Consider the following 17,729-nt stretch of genomic DNA (forward strand, 5'->3'; position numbering starts at 1 on the left):
ATACTCAAGAACCGGGTTTTAGGGGTATTTGTCCTCGATAAAAGCCTCCTTCCTCTTTTTCCTCCTTTCTGTTACCCTAATAGGCATGAACCGGGCCCGCTTTCTTTTTGTGCTGCTCCTTGCTACTTCCCTTGAAATGCCCGGCGCCCAGACTCTTAAGCCCTTTACGGGTTTGCGGGTAATCAGGACGGAACACTTCGACATCATTTATCCCCGGGAGTCGGAACCCACTGCCCGGGCCTTAGCGGGTATGGCTGACGGAATCTACGATCGGGTTTCCGGTCTTCTGGGGATAAGTCTGAAGAGGCGGACACCGGTTACCATTACCCCCCATACGGAAAAGTTCAACGGGTATATGAATCCCCTGCCTTATCCCCATATTGTGCTCTACGATACCTCCATGTCCATTGAGTGGACTGTCTTTGAAAATTCCCTAGAAAGCCTTTTTCTCCACGAGCTTACCCATGCAGTTTCCCTGAGCAGCCGCGACCCCTCGGTAGAGATCCTGTCTGCTATTTTTGGTGGATGGGTGTACCCCACGGGACTGACCGCACCGATGTTCATGGTGGAAGGGGTAACGGTAAACTTTGAAAGCCTTTCCGGATTCGGCAGGGCCAATGATCCCCTGATACAGCAGCGGCTGCGCCAAGCGATCCATGAAGACGCCTTCCTGAGCCCTTTCCAGACTGCGGGGGTATATAAGTATCCCCATACCACTTCCGCCCATTACGAATACGGCGGGCTTTTTTCCGCCTGGCTCTGCCGGACCTACGGTATGGAAAAATACGCCGCGCTCTGGAAGGCCATTGGGCGGGAGTATCATTTTTCTTTTTTCTTCTATAACAACGGCTTCTTCAACAGTTTTAAAAATGTGTATGGCCTTACCTTTTTGGAGGCCTGGGGCACTTTTAAGGAAAGCCTTAGGCTTACTACTATTGAAGAGAACCCTATCTCTCCGGTGTATACAGGTTATACTTCCGGACCCCTGCCTTTCCCCCGACAGGGGGCGATTATTAATGCTGTTAGCTCCGGAGAGGGAAAAGTTTTTTTTCTGGACAACCTTGCCCAGGGGGCGTTTGCCTATGACACTGAATCGGGGAAAACCCGCAGGGTTATTGCCCTGGACAGTATCGCCTACGGCCTGGATGCCCGGGAGGATGGGGAGAGTTTTCTGGTTTCCACCTATCGCTATAAGGGGAGCCTGGCCCGGGCGATGGTGATTGAATATGGGCGGAAGGGCTTGCAGACCGGACATGCCTGGCCGGGGCTCTACAGTGGACGGTATTTCCGGGACGGGGTAATTGGCCTGTCATCGGAACTGCACAATAACAAACTTGTGTTCCGTTCAGAGCTCTCAGGAAAACTGTTTAACCGGAAAACCGGGGAACAGGTATTGCTCGAAGGCAACGAGGAGCTGCTTTTTGGATCCCCGGTTGCGCTGGACGATACCTGGATCGCCTTTATCGCCGCCCGGAAGGGGAAGCGGGAGCTTTGCCTTTACAACTTTGATACCCGGCAGGTCTATACCCTGGGTTCGGATTTGCCCGATGACGAGGAACGGTGGCGGTATATCCGCTCCCTCCAGGTTTCCCAGGGAAAGCTGTTTTTTACGTTTAACCATGATCGGGGCATGTACAAACTCGGGGCGGTGGATATTTCCCGTATCCAGGACGGGGGCTTTCCGGAGACCCTGGACGCCGTCTTTACGGAGCGGAACCTTTCCGGAGCGGTCGCCTATCCGGTGATGGCCGGCGATTCGATCTACTACGCCGGGACCTTTGCCCAGTGGGATGCCCTGATGCGCTACCCCGATCCGGCTCCCGCTCTTTCGGGGCTGCGGACGACCCTGGCCCTTAAGCCTTGGCCAGCGGAAGCTTCGATTCCGCTGACAGAACTTTGGCCCGCGGATATTCCTACGGAAGTTCTGCAAGCGGAAGCGAAGCTTCCGCCAAGCAGAGGGTACCTGGGCATTTCCTACCTGAACCCCCTCAAGCTGTGGCTGCCCCTGCCTCTGATTCGCCCGGAAGAGGGCAGTAATTTGAGCGTTGACGGCGTAGGGATATTCTCCTTTATGAGCGACCCCACGGACACTAATTTGGTGTTCCTTACCGCTTTTTATGATATACGTTCTCCCATGGCAGCGGGGGAGCTTCAGTGGATCAGTTATGCCCTTGGCTTTCCCCTGATATTCAACCTTTCCGATGATTTGAATAAAACCCTGACCTCCAATTACCGGGAAACCCGTACGGGGATCTCCGCTGCCTTAAGCACTGGCTTGGGCAATGAGCGGCTCCGTTTTGAAATAAGCCCCAACCTTGATCTGCTTTTTGCGGCGCCCCGATATACCCGGGATTCCTGGGGCCAGAAAATTGACGGCGGCGACAACCCCTATAGCTGGGACTATGATCAATTTTACTACAGCGCCGGCCTGAGGATGAGGATTTCCAACCTTACCCTGCACAACTGGGAACTGTTCGGCCAGGGGCTGTCCCTGACGGCCTATGGGCGGCTCCAACTCGACCGGCCATTGGACATACCCCGGCTTGACGGGCTCCTGACCGCCGCCCTGGAACCGATCCTGCCTTTACGGCTTCATCTCTATGGGGCCTGGGACCGGGATGGCTTTAACCTCCGGGGGGAATCCCGATATTACCAGAATACCCCTTTTGCCTCTATTGCATTATCTGAATATCCGGTCCAGAATCAGATAGTCCTGGAATGGCTGGCAGGCGCTGAGGCGGAAATGAAGCTCTTTTCCTTTGACATTCAGCGGAATCTGTCCCATGCCTACTTTAACCGTGTGTACGGAACCCTTGCCTGGCGGGGGGGCTTCTACGATGACCAGGGGAAGGCCGGGGCTGAGGGAAATTATGTGTATGACGCCGGAACCGGTTCCTACAGGCTTGCCCAATCACTGGTAATGCGCCTGGGATTTACCATTTCTACCATATTGGTCACCGCCCTGCCGGTCAGTATAGATCCCTCGGTCTGGGGGGCCTGGAAAATTTCCAATGTAAATGATAATATTAATAACGATTTTGTTATGGGAATGGGATTTTCTTTTTCGTATTAGGGGAACCTTAACAACCGGTTGGTTTTTAGGGGTAGAAGCAAGGAGCTAACGCTGTTTTATGGCAAAACCTGAATATATCCGCAATTTTTGCATCATCGCCCACATTGATCACGGTAAGTCCACCCTGGCGGACCGGCTTATCCAGAAAGCTCATTTGGTGACGGACCGGGATTTTCAGGACCAGATCCTGGACAACATGGACATTGAGCGGGAGCGGGGGATCACCATAAAAAGCCAGGCGGTGTGCCTCCCCTATATCGCCAAGGATGGCCAGGAATACGAGCTTAACCTGGTTGATACCCCCGGCCATGTGGACTTTACCTACGAGGTTTCCCGAGCCATCAACTCCTGCGAGGGGGCCTTGCTCCTGGTGGACGCCACCCAGGGGGTGCAGGCCCAGACCCTGTCCAATATGTACCTGGCCATGGAGCACAATTTAGAAATAGTGCCGGTGATCAATAAAATTGACATGATTGCCGCAGACATACCCGCCACAAAACAGCAGATTGAACATGACCTGGGCCTTTCCGCCGAGGACGCCCTGCTGGTTTCCGCCCGTCAGGGCACCGGGGTGGACGAACTTTTTGAGGCCATTGTGGAGCGTTTTCCCGCGCCCACCGGGGACCCCACAGCAATACTGCAAGCCCTGATCTTTGACTGCCACTACGATCCCTACCGTGGGGTGGTGGTTCACCTCCGCATCTTTGACGGGACCATTAAGCGGGGCATGAAGATCCGCTTCATGCACAACAATTCTGAGTATGAAGTGGAAAACCTAGGGGTCTTTAAGCTTGCCCTGGTGGAAACCGACGAGCTGTCCGCAGGGAATGTGGGGTACATCATCGCAGGTGTAAAAACCGTGAGCGATGTCCGGGTGGGGGATACGGTAACCAATGCGGAGAACCCCTGCGAAAAGCCCCTGCCCGGCTTCCGGGAGATAAAGCCCGTGGTCTTTTCCTCGATATACCCCGTGGACTCCAATGATTACGAGGAGCTAAAAACAAGCCTGGAAAAACTCAAGCTCAACGACGCTTCCCTGATCTACGAAAAAGATTCCTCCGCCGCCCTGGGCTTCGGCTTCCGCTGCGGCTTTCTGGGGCTGCTCCACCTGGAAGTGATCCAGGAGCGGCTTGAGCGGGAATTTGATCAGTCCGTGATCTTCACCGCCCCCTCGGTAAAGTACAAGGTCCGCCTCCGGGGCAACCCCGGCCACCCGGCTGAGGAACTCCTGGTGGACAACCCTACCGAGTACCCCGACGAGGGCCGCATTGAAGGGGCCGACGAACCCTACATACGGGCCGCTATCATCACCCCCACCACGTACCTGGGCAACATCATGACCCTCTGCATGGACAAACGGGGAGTCCAGACCAACATGACCTACCTGGATGAAAAGCGGGTAGAAATGGTCTACGACATGCCCCTGTCGGAGGTGCTCTTTGATTTCTACGACCGCCTGAAGAGCATCAGCCGGGGCTACGCATCCTTTGACTACGATGTCACGGAATACAAGCCCACCGAATTGGTCAAGCTGGACATACTCCTCAACGGCAAGGGGGTGGATGCCCTGTCCCAGCTGGTCTTCAAGGGCAATGCCTACGACCGGGCCAAGATAGTCTGCGAGCGGCTCCGGGACGAGATAACCCGGCAGCAGTTCAAGATAGCCATCCAGGGCTCCATAGGCAGCCAGATCATCGCCCGGGAAACCGTGAACGCCCTGCGCAAGGACGTGCTGGCCAAATGCTACGGCGGGGACATCTCCCGGAAGCGGAAGCTCCTGGAAAAGCAGAAGGAAGGGAAGAAGCGGATGAAGATGGTAGGAGACGTGGAGCTGCCCCAGAGCGCGTTTTTGGCGGTGCTGAAGTCTAAGGACGAGTAGGGGCCGGGAACAAGCAAAATCCCGGCCTGTTTTTTAACGTTTTTTTTGCGTATAACCGGAAAAAATTATAAAAATCTTGCAAAAAAACCATAAATAAACCAAAATTACATTGTAAGTCCTTCATTTGAAACAATACTTGACTAAATATTAAAGGTAATATCATGCGTAAGCGGATTTTTCTTCTATATTTTGCGGTTTTATTGACCTTGACCCAATGCGGAAACCCTCTGAATGCAGCATTTGAGAGAGAGCTGCCACCCCTGGCTGCAAGTAATCCGGAAATCCAAGATCCTTTACAATCTGTTCCGTCAGGCTTTATGGATGAAAACTATAACGCCAGAATACTGGTTACAAACCTGATTACAAGTCAAAATATAACCGGAATTTATACAGCTAAAACCACTTATCCATCCCCTGTTCTTGAAACAGGTAAGCCGATTAAACCAGGCCATGAAAAGTCCGCATGGGTTGAATTTGATTCCAATGATGTTTCATTTACCTTTGATTTTGAAGATATAGCTGATCCGTTTATTACCGGTTCTGAAACTTTTGAGCGGGCCTTACAGCTTTATAAAGATGGGTTTACCAGGATTTATCTTTATCGTACCACCGGCGGGGCAATATCTGTAAGCCCGGATCCCAGCCCGGATGATAAAAGTACCGATACCCCTCTTCCGGCACACGATCCGGTAATTGACAGTTATATTGATGTATACAATCTGACAAAATTGGTCCCGATTAATACAGTGACTTTCGATAAGACCACTGATCCGGAATCATTAGGCCCGATACAACCGGGAACCGAAGAGATTGTTTCTGCAAAAAATGGCGTTATAAATCTAACTATTGACTATGGCGATTCAAATAAACTGACTAAATCAATTGTAGCGCTCTCCGGAGCGGTTACGAATGTCTATTTTTATAGAGCTAAAGACGGAACATTTAAAGCTGAAGATGCCAAGCCTGGGGATGATAAATTATTCGATGAAATCCCTTCAGAATTACTCGGAGAAGGGGATATATCCAATGATAATAGCCCTCAAAAAATCCTGCCTGATAACAGAAGGGATCAATTAGGTATTTTAATTGTCAAAAATGTTACAAGATTAAAGAACATTAACTCTGTTTCATTTACAAAAGGTGATAAAACTATAGATATGACCCCGGGCCCTTTGGCCGGAAGCGAGAAAAGTATTATTCTTGAACCGGGAGACTGGGGCATAGATATTACCTATACTGACGATTCTAAATCAATTACAAAAACTATAGTTAAAGCCGGTGTTGCAAATTTTGTTAATTATTTGTATTTTTACAAGCCCCTCGACGGTGAGTATGCATTAAGTTCCGATGATTTGGGCCCGGAATATGAAGTTCCTCCCAAAGTGATTGACCCTGATGATTGGCAGAATAACCCACCGCCCAGTTCCGATGTTTTCACCGGGGAAGGCCAGATTTCAAATGAAGACGGAACTATTGCGGTGCCGGATACATACAAGAATGAATATGGGGTCGTTCAGATACATAATTTGACTGCCCTTAGAAATATTACTTCTGTTACCTTTGAAAAAGACGGAAAAAAATATCCAAGTATACCTGCGGCCATTACTCACGGACATAGTAAATCTATCGTTTTGGGTGTTGGAAAGTGGCTGGTAAATATTGTTTATGACAAAGGGTCAATAGACGAATTTGAAAAAACTGTTAGCCCCTATGGGTTTACCCAATATATCAATCATATTTATTTCTACAAAAATTTTGATACCCCTCCGGGATATAATGTTAAGTATGATGATGACAGGCCGGAGGATGGTACTGTAAATAATACTGACGACACAGGGTCAATTCCGGAAAAATCAAATTTGGAAAAAGGATTATTGGTAATATATAATGATTCAGATGTAGCTATAAATGTTTCACATGCTAATATATCATCAACAGCCATTGCATCAAAAGCTCATAAAGAATTTTGGCTGGATCCAGCAGCCTATAAAATTTTAGCAACTTATAGCGGGACCGGATCCCCAAAAGATGGATATGTAACAGTTTTACCAAACACGGTAAATTATCTGTATTTTAAAGGGGCTGAACCAAATTATTCATTTAACACTATAGTTACCCCGGATGTAGATACTGCTTCGGGTTCATCTGACCCTGCCAAGGGTACATTAATTTTTCGTAATGCCGGGCCTGTAAACGATCTGACAAAACTGCAAATAAAAAACCAAGGCCCTTCCGGGACTGTTATAACAACGGGTGCAGTTTCTGTAAGCGGTAACACTGAGCAAAGATTAGACCCTGGGTTTTATACAATAACTCCTTATATAAAAACAGGTAGCAGTGAAAGAGAAAGCCTGGCGGTATTTACAAATGTTCAAATTATTGAAGGATTGACGAAAACTATTGTTTATGAAGACTCATTGGAATATGATTCACCGCCTCAAGCAGGTGTTACAGGCGACTTATGGGTTCAGAATAAGAGTCAATATCAAATACATGAAATTGCTATCCTTGATCCAATAACTAAAGTTGAAATTATAAGAAAACAAGTGGTTATTCAGCCTAATAACAGCGAACATCTTACTGTTCCCTATGGAAGCTATTTAGCCCGGGTATATACTAATGAACGGGGCATTTCGTATATTGAAGCATCTATTAAACTTGATTCAAGTAACCGGATGTTTACTTTGGTAATTGATGATGGTTCTGAGAAAGTAATCAGCGGCGGAAGTTCGGGTGGCAGCGGAATAGACGCAGACAAATCAGGATTACGAATTTATAATTCCTATTCCGGGCCCCTGCCATTTAAGATTTTTGAAGTATTTTTATATGAAGGCACTGTCAGTGATGGAACTGTTGGCTATTCTGCCTCTCCGGTAGCCGGTCCTGGTGCAAGTACAACAGGCACTCCATCTTATGGCGGGAAAACGGGAAGTCCTGCTACTAGCCCTGGGGTAGTATGGGATTTGACGAAGGATGCTTATTTAGCTAAAGGGCAATTTGCAGAATATAAAACCCTGAAAAAGGATACCTATTATAGAGTAGTAGTTGTTGCCGGGTCCGCCAGTTATTCTTCGTACCCAATTGAATATAATACTTCAACTGTAGTTACCAGGGATGATATAAGCTATTTTGTAGGAGATTTCTGGCTTTCCGCCGGGGCATTAAAAACTGTCAGGTTTGATCCCTATATGGTAGCAAAAAACGATCCCGATGCTCCATTGGGTACAGTAACGATTCGATTGTCTCATGGAGCCAGCGCCAGCGGTTTGTCGGGAAATATAACAAGGGTTCAGTTCATTGACGGAGAAAATGAAGACGGTTTACAGTCAAGCATTGCAAGGAAAGATATAGTTTTATCATACGAAATAATTATTGAGCCAACAAAAGAAATTAAAATCGAACTTTTACCACGGGCATATAGAATCAGGCTTGATGATGTATTGGTACCTGGCTGGAGCAGTTATGGCAGTGGTATTTCAAATAGAAATAATGCGGGTTTAACTAATATAAGTGGAGCCGGCGGCAGCCCTCTTCCAAGTTTTGTTCCATCAAAGGCAGATGGCAAGTTTCCTGCGGTTCTTCATGCAACTATTTTAGGAAATTGGATTTATTTTGATACGAGCCACCATGCGAATCAAGATTTTTTTATGGTATGGTTATATCCGGATATTAAGATTAAAACTGATGATATAACGCTGCCTGCTGAAGATATTACAAAACTAGACTTGTCCGGAGTTATTCCTGATCCAAAAGACAACGTAAGTCCATGGAATGTCGCTGCGTATACTCATCCTGTTGTAACTTGGGCATCCGATCCTGAGCAATATAGTATTGAAATGTATAAACCACCACTATCAGCAGCAACAATGTTATCAGCGATTCCAGATTCTTGGCAATATAATAGTGGTTCATGGGATGATGTGGAGGATAGTTTAAATGGAGGGGAAAATATGCTATCTGTTGATCCAATCAACGGATATTTCCATACACAACTGGGACCTTTAATGGCCAATAATAAAAAAGCATATCAAGTTCAATTAAAAGTTATTCCAGCGCCAGGATATAGTTTGCCGTCTGGTGCTACATGGGCGTTTACCCCCTCAGCTGGTTCTGATTATTCAGGAAAATCTGTTGACATACTTTATTTTCCATTAACAGGGGTAATAAAAATTAGATGGCCGAAGTTATAGGAAAGAAGCTATGAAAAAACCACTATACATACTGCTGTTCCTCATAGCCACAAGCGCATACTCCCAGCACTTCAAAGACATAGACGATATCTACATAGCCCCGCCAAGCGGCGGCACTGCGGAAGAAAATGATTTCTTCGTAAAAGCCATCGAAATGGAAATAAGTTCAAACAACCACTTTAACGTAGTCTATAGCAGGGATGAAGGGCCCTGGTGGGTCAATATTGAACTAACCCTGGAAGAGTTTGACGACGAAAAGATCCACGTGGTCTCCATAACCCTGATGGACAAAACTGACGGGCATCCCATGATCACCCAGGAATTGGTGTATGAAGTAGTGCCGGAAGAAACCTACGAAATGATGCCCCAGGTAGTTTTCAGTATCCTTGCAAACATCCCGGTAACTGAGATTGAGCCTTTAGTGGTGTACCAGGAAAAAATAGTTGAAGTTCCCTACGAAGTTTCGTATGAAGTACCGGCGGACAGCGAAATTACCTATAACGGAAAAACAAATAACGCCATGACCGATGAGGAGCGCCTGGAGTATGAGCGGCTTAAAAACACTGAGTGGAAAAACAAGTGTCTCTACGCCGGAGGATCCCTTTCAATAGCCCCGGCTATATATATTTCAGACGGAACCCTCATAAGCCTTAATTGGTTTGTACCGTCTATGAATATATTTGCAGAGGGACAAGTGTTGGATTGGTTATCCCTCGAGATGGGATTCACCTTATGGTATGAACAAGACGAAGCGGTAAATATCAAATATACCGGAACATCAATACCCATCCTGCTGAAGTTTATAATCAAGCCGGGCAATAGTATTATGATTGAACCATTTGCAGGGACAAATTTTTACTTTGGGGATCACACTACTTCGCTGAAAAATTTAGTTGCCGGATTGCAGTTTGGCGGGAATGTCGGAAACGGGGTATTGTTCATGGATATTCGGGCAGCCTATGATTTTGAGGATGCCCCAATACCTGGGGCTACACAAACCAGGTATAACGTTGGTTCCGGTTTCACCCGGCTTCAATTCTCTATTGGGCTTGGGTATAAACTTGGGTTCTTTACCCGGCCGGGGAAGCGGTAATTTCAGGCGCCTGTCTGCAAGATATTTGTAATAATGACAAACGGATGAGAATGGTAAGGTGTCAGACTCCTCAGCTACGCTTTTTCCTGCAACTGCCGCCTGAGCTCCGCAATCACCCGGTCTCTTTCTTCTAGTTCCCGTCGGCCTTTTTCCAGTTCCCGCTGGATTTCTGCCTGGCCTTTTTCCAGTTCCCGCTGGATTTCTGCCTGGCCTTTTTCCAGTTCCCGCTGGATTTCTGCTTGGCCTTTTTCCAGTTCCCGCTGGATTTCTGCTTGGCCTTCTTCCAGTTCCCGTTGGATTTCTGCCTGGATTTCTGCCCGGACTTTTTCCCGGGCTTCTCTTCGAAGCTGGGTCTCGTAGCTTTGTCTGTCAAGCTCGTATTTTTCTCTGCTCATCTGACGCAAAGCTTCAAGCTGTTCCTTGCTTATCCCCTGTATCGTTTGTCCTGCCATGGCTATGCCCTCCTCTTGAGCCAATAACTCATTGATCAAGCCCCGTTTGCTTTTATCCGAGCAAAACCGGGTAAATACTGCCCAACGCTCCTGGGCGTCCATTTCAGACACCGGCTTTTGTAACACCGGGCCCAGTTTCTCCAATTCTAGCGTAATGATCGTTGTCCGTCCACCTAATGGCATATTGTGTTCCCGGTCATGGTATTCAAAATGGTGAACTAAGTTATTGTCATTAAATAGCCGCCGATTTGCTATAAGGGAAATCTGATACACCCGTTTCAAATCTTTATAGTCCTTGTCCTTCCCCTTAATGTCCTGGTTGAGAAAGAGCTTGCCGACATAATATTCCAGCCGGAGTACCTCATGGGCGTCAGGCCAAAGGGTAATTTCCACATTGGCAAGCTCGCCGTCATTGAAGCTTATGCTGATGTCATAGCGGATTTGCCGATCCCGCAAATCATGGATGGGCGGCTCGTTGGCGGTAATAGTGATAACCCTGAGTTCCCGTTTAAGGATAGCGGTGAGGATACACCTCATGGCTTCCCGGGACTCGGGGGTGTTTTGGGTGAAGGCGGTCTTGAATACCCCGTCAATACATAGATCCGCAATATCGTCGGTGTCGGAAAATTGGACTTTTATCATAGAAACTCCTTGGAAAGGTTTTTGAGACCATGGGGCCCCACCCTGAGTATGGCGCTGGAATATTTTTTACATTAGCGCAGTTTGAAAAACTTCAAAAAATGACAGAAATCGCACCTCCGGTCATGCCCCCTACCTGTAGCGTAGTTCTCCGGAGCTGTACGCTAAGGGAGGGGCGTTTTTTTGGCCCTGTCTATAAGAAAAAGCGCTTTTTTATTATTTTTTTAAGTATTATGGACAATTGCTAGGTGTTGTATTATGGTTATAAGTGACTGTTTATGTAATAACTCATCTTTTGCCTTGCCGACCAATCATTACTATTATGGTCAATAATATGCGGCCTATGCTGCGTTTATACTTTTTTTAGGAGCAAACTATGTTAAGAAGGAACCTAAAGTTTTTAGCCGCAGCCATCCTGGCCGCAGCCCTGGTTACCGCCTGCGCGGCAGCCTTTGACGCCGGTGAAGACTCGGCAGAATATGACGCCCAGGGAAACCGCCTGGTGACGGTTACCGTACCGCTGGAAAGCGCCGGCAGAGCGGTAACCACTGCGGTAGCGAAGGGTAACATTGATTTCTATGAGGTGGTGTTCCAGCAGGTGAATAATGCATCGCCAGCCGTTCCTACCGGTAAGTACTATTCCGCAACCGGCTATAAGGGTGTGGACAAGGAACTGGTCCTCAAAATAGCGCCTGGTAACTATTATGCCGTTTTGTTTGCCGGAAGAAAAGAAACTGGGGACACTGCGGTACTCTTAGCCACGGATATCCAGTATGTCGGCGGTACAGGCGCAAGTGGAGGAGGAGGTACACCTGATGTAGCAGGTTCGCCAGCTTTCATTATAAGCGATACAGGTGGCATTTCAAATGTCGGGACCGGCGCGACTGTTATAGCCTTTAAATTAACCACACTTGATTTAGCGGGATTTGATGGTGATACCACGAAAAAACTTACGCTTTCAGGGAGCCCTGTGTCCGGAAAGACTCCAGCGACAGCGGATGCCTTTGCGTATTCCCATTATACTTATCCGTTAACCTCCGCCGGAGCTACTATAACTGTCACATTTGATACAAACACCGTGGGAGTGTTCCCTGGGTATAAATATACTTCCGGCACTTCCCCTGTGTTCAAATCAGCTATAGACGCCCCGACGGTCGATTTTAAAATCGGGGGGGTTGGGACAGCAGTTAAAGATTCCAATGAAAAGGAGGTAACCGGGTTTGAGCTTGAAGCCTTGGCGTCTCCTACTCCTGCATTTAGCGCAGTGGCAGTCGGGGGGAACCCTGAGCCTGCGGTTGATGGTGGGGTATTGAGTTTTAGTTTTAAGCTGCCGGATACTGCTGGGGTTACCAACCTTGGCATTGATATATCGGTATATGCCTTTAAGGACCCTACTACCAGGAATGCCACTAGTCAAATGAAGGCTATTAAATGGCATGTCAGGAACGGCCTTGATACCCGTAGGCTTGATACTGATACCCTTACAGCGGAAAATAGCGGAGCGGGCATCCTGATCGCTTTAGGCGTCACGCCGGATACCTTGTTGCCGGTTCCCGTTGGTACGAGCTATTGAGGATTATTTCCCTTTAGGAATCCTATGAATCGTGTAAAACGGTTTATCATCCTATTAATAGGCGTCGCAGGGTTCTCGTCCTGCGGCGCTGTTACAACAGGATTTCTATACCCCGATGAACCTGGTTTTTTAAAAGCGGAACCTTCCCGGGTTATTTATAGTATTCAAAGTAGTTTTATTAAAGAACGGGATCTTACGGTATTTCTGTACAAAGTCGATGGCGGTCTTTCCAAGCTTCCTATTGAGGATGTGACTACCATGATACGGGGGGAAGCGGTGGATTTTTACCGTTTTGGGGAAGAGGATCCCGGAACCTGGAACATCGGCGTAAGCTACGCTGATATGGAACCCACGGAGTATACGATAACCGTGTTAAACGCCAGAGAAGAAGCGTATTATGATAATGGCGGCCCCGGTCACGGCGTTGGAATCATTATCACCGGTCCTTAGAGCAGCAGGAATTGTGAAAAAAATCATCTGCGCATGTATCCTGTTTCTCTCCTCAGTTCTGGCCTTTTCCCAAACCAGGATAGGCGCGGCGGTGTTTGTCGATGTTTCCAAAGGTACCCCGGAGGAACTGCGTTTCTTTGATCGAAATCTAAGGATGGAAGTAATCGCCGCAGGGTATACCGTAACTGACAATATTCTATCGGCGGATTATGCCTTAACCTGTTCCATCAATAATGCTGCAAGCAGGCCCGGTCAGGTATTGGAGCTTACCCTTTTCGACGTAGAGGGGGAAACCGATATTGTCTCCACCGATTTAGCCTTTGCGGTAAAAGAGGACACCTATGAAACCCTCCAGCCGGTGCTGCGCTCCATGTTTGCCAGCGCGCCCTTAAAAGAGGTAAGCACGGAACTTCAAATAGTGGAAGTGGAAAAAAGATCGAAAACGCTTTCAGAGCCCCCTGATGCGTGGAAATCCCGGTGGGTGTTTTTGAATATCAGGGCGGGTATTTCGTCTCGTTATTATATGGCCACCGCTGACTCTTTTCCCAGCACATCAATCATCACCTTCGATGTAGGCCTTGAGCCGGAGATTCATGTTCTCAATTTTCTTGCGCTTCAACTGGGCTTGGACATTGCCCTGGACAGGGCGGAATATCAACGTTCCCTGGCTAACCCTACACCTATTGTATATTCCACTTCCGTTTTGAGTATTCCGCTTATGGTAAAATATATTTTCAATCCAACCGATCGTTTTACCCTGGGGCCTTATGTGGGGGGGTATGGGACAATCCCGCTTTTAGGAGCATCCATGCCGCCGCCCTTAGGCATCCTTGCGGGGGTGGACTTTGGGGTAAAAACAGGGGTAGGAGTTTTACTGTTTGATCTTCGCTATTCCATGGATATGGGGCCTACCAATGTGCCGGATGCCAAGCTCAGCTATAACCGCAGCTTTATTACCCTGTCCGCCGGATACCGGATAGGCCTGATCAAACATTAGTTTCCCGCAGATAATTCCCTCAATGTTAATTCCAACAGTTTTATGAATGGGTCAATCTCTGTCCGCACCCGCTTGAGAAAGCCGATGTCCGTTCCCCCCGGCCGCCTACCCTCGGCGCCGGCGCAGTCCGGGAAGTGAGCCCAGAGGTAGCCGCAGTAATCCAGCAGGGCCTCAAATTCCGTCGGCGCCGGGCAAGCTTCCCCGGTGAGTACTCCCCGGAGCGCAGTCAAGGCCTCCAGTTCCCCCCGGACAAAGGCGGCGGCCCTGGTGTCAGAAACGGTGACAGTCACCTTTTTCGTCAAAACGGTGACTGTCACCGTTTTGGTCAGTATGGCAAAGGCTTCTCCCAGGGTCAGGGTCTTCAGCCCCAGGGGCAGGCCGGAGCCGGCTATGTCCCGGATGCGGCCCTGGCCGGCAAATTCCCGCTCAAAGAGGTCGCGGTAACTTTTCATCGCCGGGTTGGTCAGCACCGGGGCGCCGGTCTTGGGCAGGGCCGGGAGACTGCCACGGCGGAAGACGGCGGCGGCGTTGATGAGGCCCGAGAGGCGGGTTTGCCGGCGGAGCTGGTCCAGGTGGGCCGGGGCGGAACGGGCGTGGGACCGGTCTGGGGTGTAGGAAAAGTCGATCCCCGCGACGATCAGGGGGCCCGTGGAAAGGCGGCAGGCCAGGGCCAGGGCGCTGAGCCCCACTGAGCCCAGGGGCGGCAGGGTATCCGGGAGCAAGTCTGCGGCTTTAAGCCGGTCAAAGAGGCTGAGCCGGGTCCAGGGGCTTGCAAAAAGGTAGGGCTGGAGGCCCCTTATGTCCCCCGTGACGGGGAGGGCGGACAGGTCCATGGCCACCGGCAGTTCCCAGCCGCCCAGGCCGATAAAGTCCCGGAGGTTCCAGTGCTGGCTTTCCAGGGCCACCGCCAGATCCGGTTGTATGTTCCGCTCCCGTAGGGAAGAAAGGGCGGTGTCCACGCAGACAATCCTGAAGGGCCGGGAACCGCGGTTCCCCAGGCCCGGCTCGGCAGTCAGGGCGTCCAGGACCGGGTCCAGGGAAGGCCCGGCTCCCAGGACCAGGACCGGGTCGGCGCCGAAGCTGAGGGCCGACACGGGCGGCGCCTTTGGGAGCAGGGCCAGGTTCCGCAGGGCATTCCGGGCATAGAGCCGTCCCAGCTTTACCAGGGTCATGGCATTGCCCCAGTCCAGGGCAATGTCCTGGGCCAGGGCTGCCTCCAGGGCTGCGTAGGCTTCGGGGTACAAGTGCCGGCCCCCGGTCAAGCCCAGGGGCGTAAGGCGGCGGAACCTACGGCTGCCCCAGGCCTCCCGGACAAAGCCGCAGAGCAGGGCCGGGTCTGCGGTCCTGACCAGGCGGAGCCGGGGATGGCCCAGCAGGGATTCACCAAAGCTATCTTGGGACAGGCCCATGAGCGCTTCGTCAATTTCCACGCAGAGCACCGCCGAATCGGCGGCCGGTTCAGGGCCGATCCGATCCAGAAGCCTTTGCAGGCCGTAGCCGTACAGGGGGGAGGGGCAGAAGTAGAGGGTACCTTTCGTGTCAGGGAGGGCCGCTACGATACGGTCGGCCAGGGCGGCAGGGTCAATGGTAGAAAGGAGGGTTTTTCCTTTATAGGAAACGGAAAGGCCCCGGCGGGCCGCAAATCGCCGGGGCGTTTCACCGGTCATGTATTATTGCCAGAAGTACTGGGAGAAGACGGGGAAGAAATTATCGTCCAACCTCTTGCTCTGAAGGAAATGGGTGCGCAGCCCTTGCTCGGAATCCTGGCTTACCCAGGGGCCGTAGAAGGTTTTGATGTTTTCCAGCTCATCCCCGTCCTTAACCGTCTCCTCCAAGGGGTAGAGGACAATCACCGTGTCCCCCACAACCAGGGGCTCCGAAGGGGTAAGGAGGGGGGTAAAAAAGGCAGCCTGCCAGAAGGGGGTGTTTTCTTCGGCGCCGGAAAGCTCAGAAACCTGCTGGGAGGCTAGGGTGGCGAAGAGGTTCTCCCCTCCCGTGTCCATGCTGACCCCCCCGTAGTTCAGGGGCACCGGGCCAAAGCCGCGCCGTTCCACCCCCTGCGCCGCAATGGCAGCGTCAAAGCCCAACTCCTGCACAGTACCGCTAAATTCCCGCGCCTTGGCAAAGAGCCAGTCCTCTATGACGCCCCGACGGGTTTCAGTCATGTAGGCGCGGACCTTGTCCAGGCTCCCTGGCTCCTCAGGGTTCAGGGGATAGGGCGCATCCTCGGTGCGGAAGAAGGCCCAGCCGGCAGGAACCTTGACAATGGGGCTGTATTCGCCCGGAGGGGTAGCGATAACCGCCGCCCGTTCCGCCTCATCAGGCACATCGGCGGCCAGTTCGTAGGCCATCCGGATGCCCATGTCCCCGCCCCGGTCGGCAAAACCGTCCTGGGACTGGGTCTGGGCGGCCTCCTCAAAGGTCTGAGAGCCGTTCTTGACCGCAGCAAGCACCTGCTGGGCCTCCCGCTCGCTGGAGGTGATGGTAATCCGGGACAGGTGGAGGGTGCGGAACAGATCCGCCTCCGCCGTAGCAAAGGCAGTCAGCTCCTCAGCAGGGTAGCCGGACAGGGGGAAGAGGGCCATATCGAAACGCCGCAACCTTGCGGCCATATTGCTGAAAAATTCGCTTTCCTGGGACGAAACCCGGAGCCCGGCAATATCCTCCCGGTAATGCCCCTCGGCAATGCTGTCCTGCACCTCTCGCCAGAGGGACATGCGGGATATCCTGTCTATATCCCGGAAGCGGCTCACGGAAAAACGGCCGTTTTCCTGGAACTGGGGCAGCTGGGCTACCTGCTTATCGACCAGAGTCTCCGGGGCTAAGAACCCCGCCCGCTTCATCTCTTGGAGTACCGCAGTGTGGATCACCGTCTCCTCAAAAGCCTGCCGCCAAATCTGGTAGGTGGCAAACTGGTAGTTGCTTTCCGTGATGGAACTCTGCATGTACCGGGCCAGGGTATCCTGCACCTGGGCAAGGAAATTGCCCGGCACATAGCTGATGGGAATCTTGTCGTAGGATCCAAAGACCAGATCCACCTGGGGACCGCCGGCACTGGGCACAATAGCGGGGACCAGCACAAAGGCCACGATAACAATAATCAGAATGACAATAGTCCCGATAAAGATGAAGGGATTAGCCTTGAAACGGCGCACCCATTCCCCTTTCGTAGAATTCTCTTCATGAACAAGCTGTTTTTTTTCCCTGGGAGCCATAACATTAACCTCTTATAATCGGAAAATATAGCATTTTGTTGGGAGCGTGGCAAGACGGCCGTCTCTGTTTTTCATACGCCGGTCTGGGGACAGAGCTCACCGATCTGGGGACAGAGCTCGCTGGCCTGGGGACAGAGCTTACCGGTCTGGAGACAGAGCTCGCTGGCC

10 protein-coding genes are annotated in these 17,729 nt (G+C 50.6%); 7 read left to right on the forward strand and 3 right to left on the reverse strand.

The window, feature by feature from the left end; translation table 11 throughout:
• Positions 1–28 precede the first annotated feature (28 nt).
• The 4 genes from TREPR_RS03380 to TREPR_RS03395 all read left to right on the forward strand — a co-directional run bounded on the left by TREPR_RS03380 (position 29) and on the right by TREPR_RS03395 (position 10,235).
• A complete protein-coding gene (locus TREPR_RS03380; protein ID WP_015706882.1) occupies positions 29–3,073 on the forward strand; it encodes a hypothetical protein in 3,045 nt (1,014 codons plus the stop codon).
• Between the two features lie 58 nt (positions 3,074–3,131).
• Positions 3,132–4,952 carry a translation elongation factor 4 gene (gene lepA, locus TREPR_RS03385; protein WP_015706883.1) on the forward strand — a complete coding sequence of 607 codons (1,821 nt, stop codon included), beginning with the start codon at positions 3,132–3,134 and terminating at the stop codon, positions 4,950–4,952.
• Positions 4,953–5,113: 161 nt separating this feature from the next.
• A complete protein-coding gene (locus TREPR_RS03390; RefSeq protein ID WP_015706884.1) occupies positions 5,114–9,142 on the forward strand; it encodes a hypothetical protein in 4,029 nt (1,342 codons plus the stop codon).
• 10 nt (positions 9,143–9,152) lie between these two features.
• Positions 9,153–10,235 carry a hypothetical protein gene (locus tag TREPR_RS03395; protein WP_015706885.1) on the forward strand — a complete coding sequence of 361 codons (1,083 nt, stop codon included), beginning with the start codon at positions 9,153–9,155 and terminating at the stop codon, positions 10,233–10,235.
• Between the two features lie 74 nt (positions 10,236–10,309).
• On the opposite strand, the gene TREPR_RS03400 is transcribed toward TREPR_RS03395, so the two are convergent.
• Positions 10,310–11,329, reverse strand: a complete 1,020-nt coding sequence (locus tag TREPR_RS03400) for a PD-(D/E)XK nuclease family transposase (protein ID WP_015706886.1) — start codon at positions 11,327–11,329, stop codon at positions 10,310–10,312.
• A gap of 373 nt (positions 11,330–11,702) precedes the next feature.
• On the opposite strand from TREPR_RS03400, the gene TREPR_RS03405 reads away from it, so the two are divergent.
• From TREPR_RS03405 to TREPR_RS03415, 3 genes are read left to right on the forward strand one after another with little or no spacing between them, the layout of a single operon-like run.
• The gene (locus TREPR_RS03405) at positions 11,703–12,899 is read left to right on the forward strand and encodes a hypothetical protein (protein WP_015706887.1); all 1,197 of its coding nucleotides are present in this window, start codon (positions 11,703–11,705) and stop codon (positions 12,897–12,899) included.
• A 24-nt stretch (positions 12,900–12,923) separates the two neighbouring features.
• Complete coding sequence (locus tag TREPR_RS03410; protein WP_015706888.1) at positions 12,924–13,349, forward strand: hypothetical protein; 426 nt, start codon at positions 12,924–12,926, stop codon at positions 13,347–13,349.
• Between the two features lie 13 nt (positions 13,350–13,362).
• Complete coding sequence (locus TREPR_RS03415; RefSeq protein WP_015706889.1) at positions 13,363–14,346, forward strand: hypothetical protein; 984 nt, start codon at positions 13,363–13,365, stop codon at positions 14,344–14,346.
• Here the strand turns inward: TREPR_RS03415 and TREPR_RS19090 are convergent.
• Complete coding sequence (locus tag TREPR_RS19090) at positions 14,343–16,013, reverse strand: 6-hydroxymethylpterin diphosphokinase MptE-like protein (RefSeq protein ID WP_015706890.1); 1,671 nt, start codon at positions 16,011–16,013, stop codon at positions 14,343–14,345. The two genes, TREPR_RS03415 and TREPR_RS19090, sit on opposite strands and share 4 nt — an antisense overlap.
• A 3-nt stretch (positions 16,014–16,016) precedes the next feature.
• Positions 16,017–17,561 carry a peptidylprolyl isomerase gene (locus TREPR_RS03425; protein ID WP_015706891.1) on the reverse strand — a complete coding sequence of 515 codons (1,545 nt, stop codon included), beginning with the start codon at positions 17,559–17,561 and terminating at the stop codon, positions 16,017–16,019.
• Between the last annotated feature and the right edge of the window lie 168 nt (positions 17,562–17,729).

It is taken from the genome of Treponema primitia ZAS-2 (assembly GCF_000214375.1).
In the GTDB taxonomy this organism is placed as follows: Bacteria; Spirochaetota; Spirochaetia; order Treponematales; family Breznakiellaceae; genus Termitinema; species Termitinema primitia.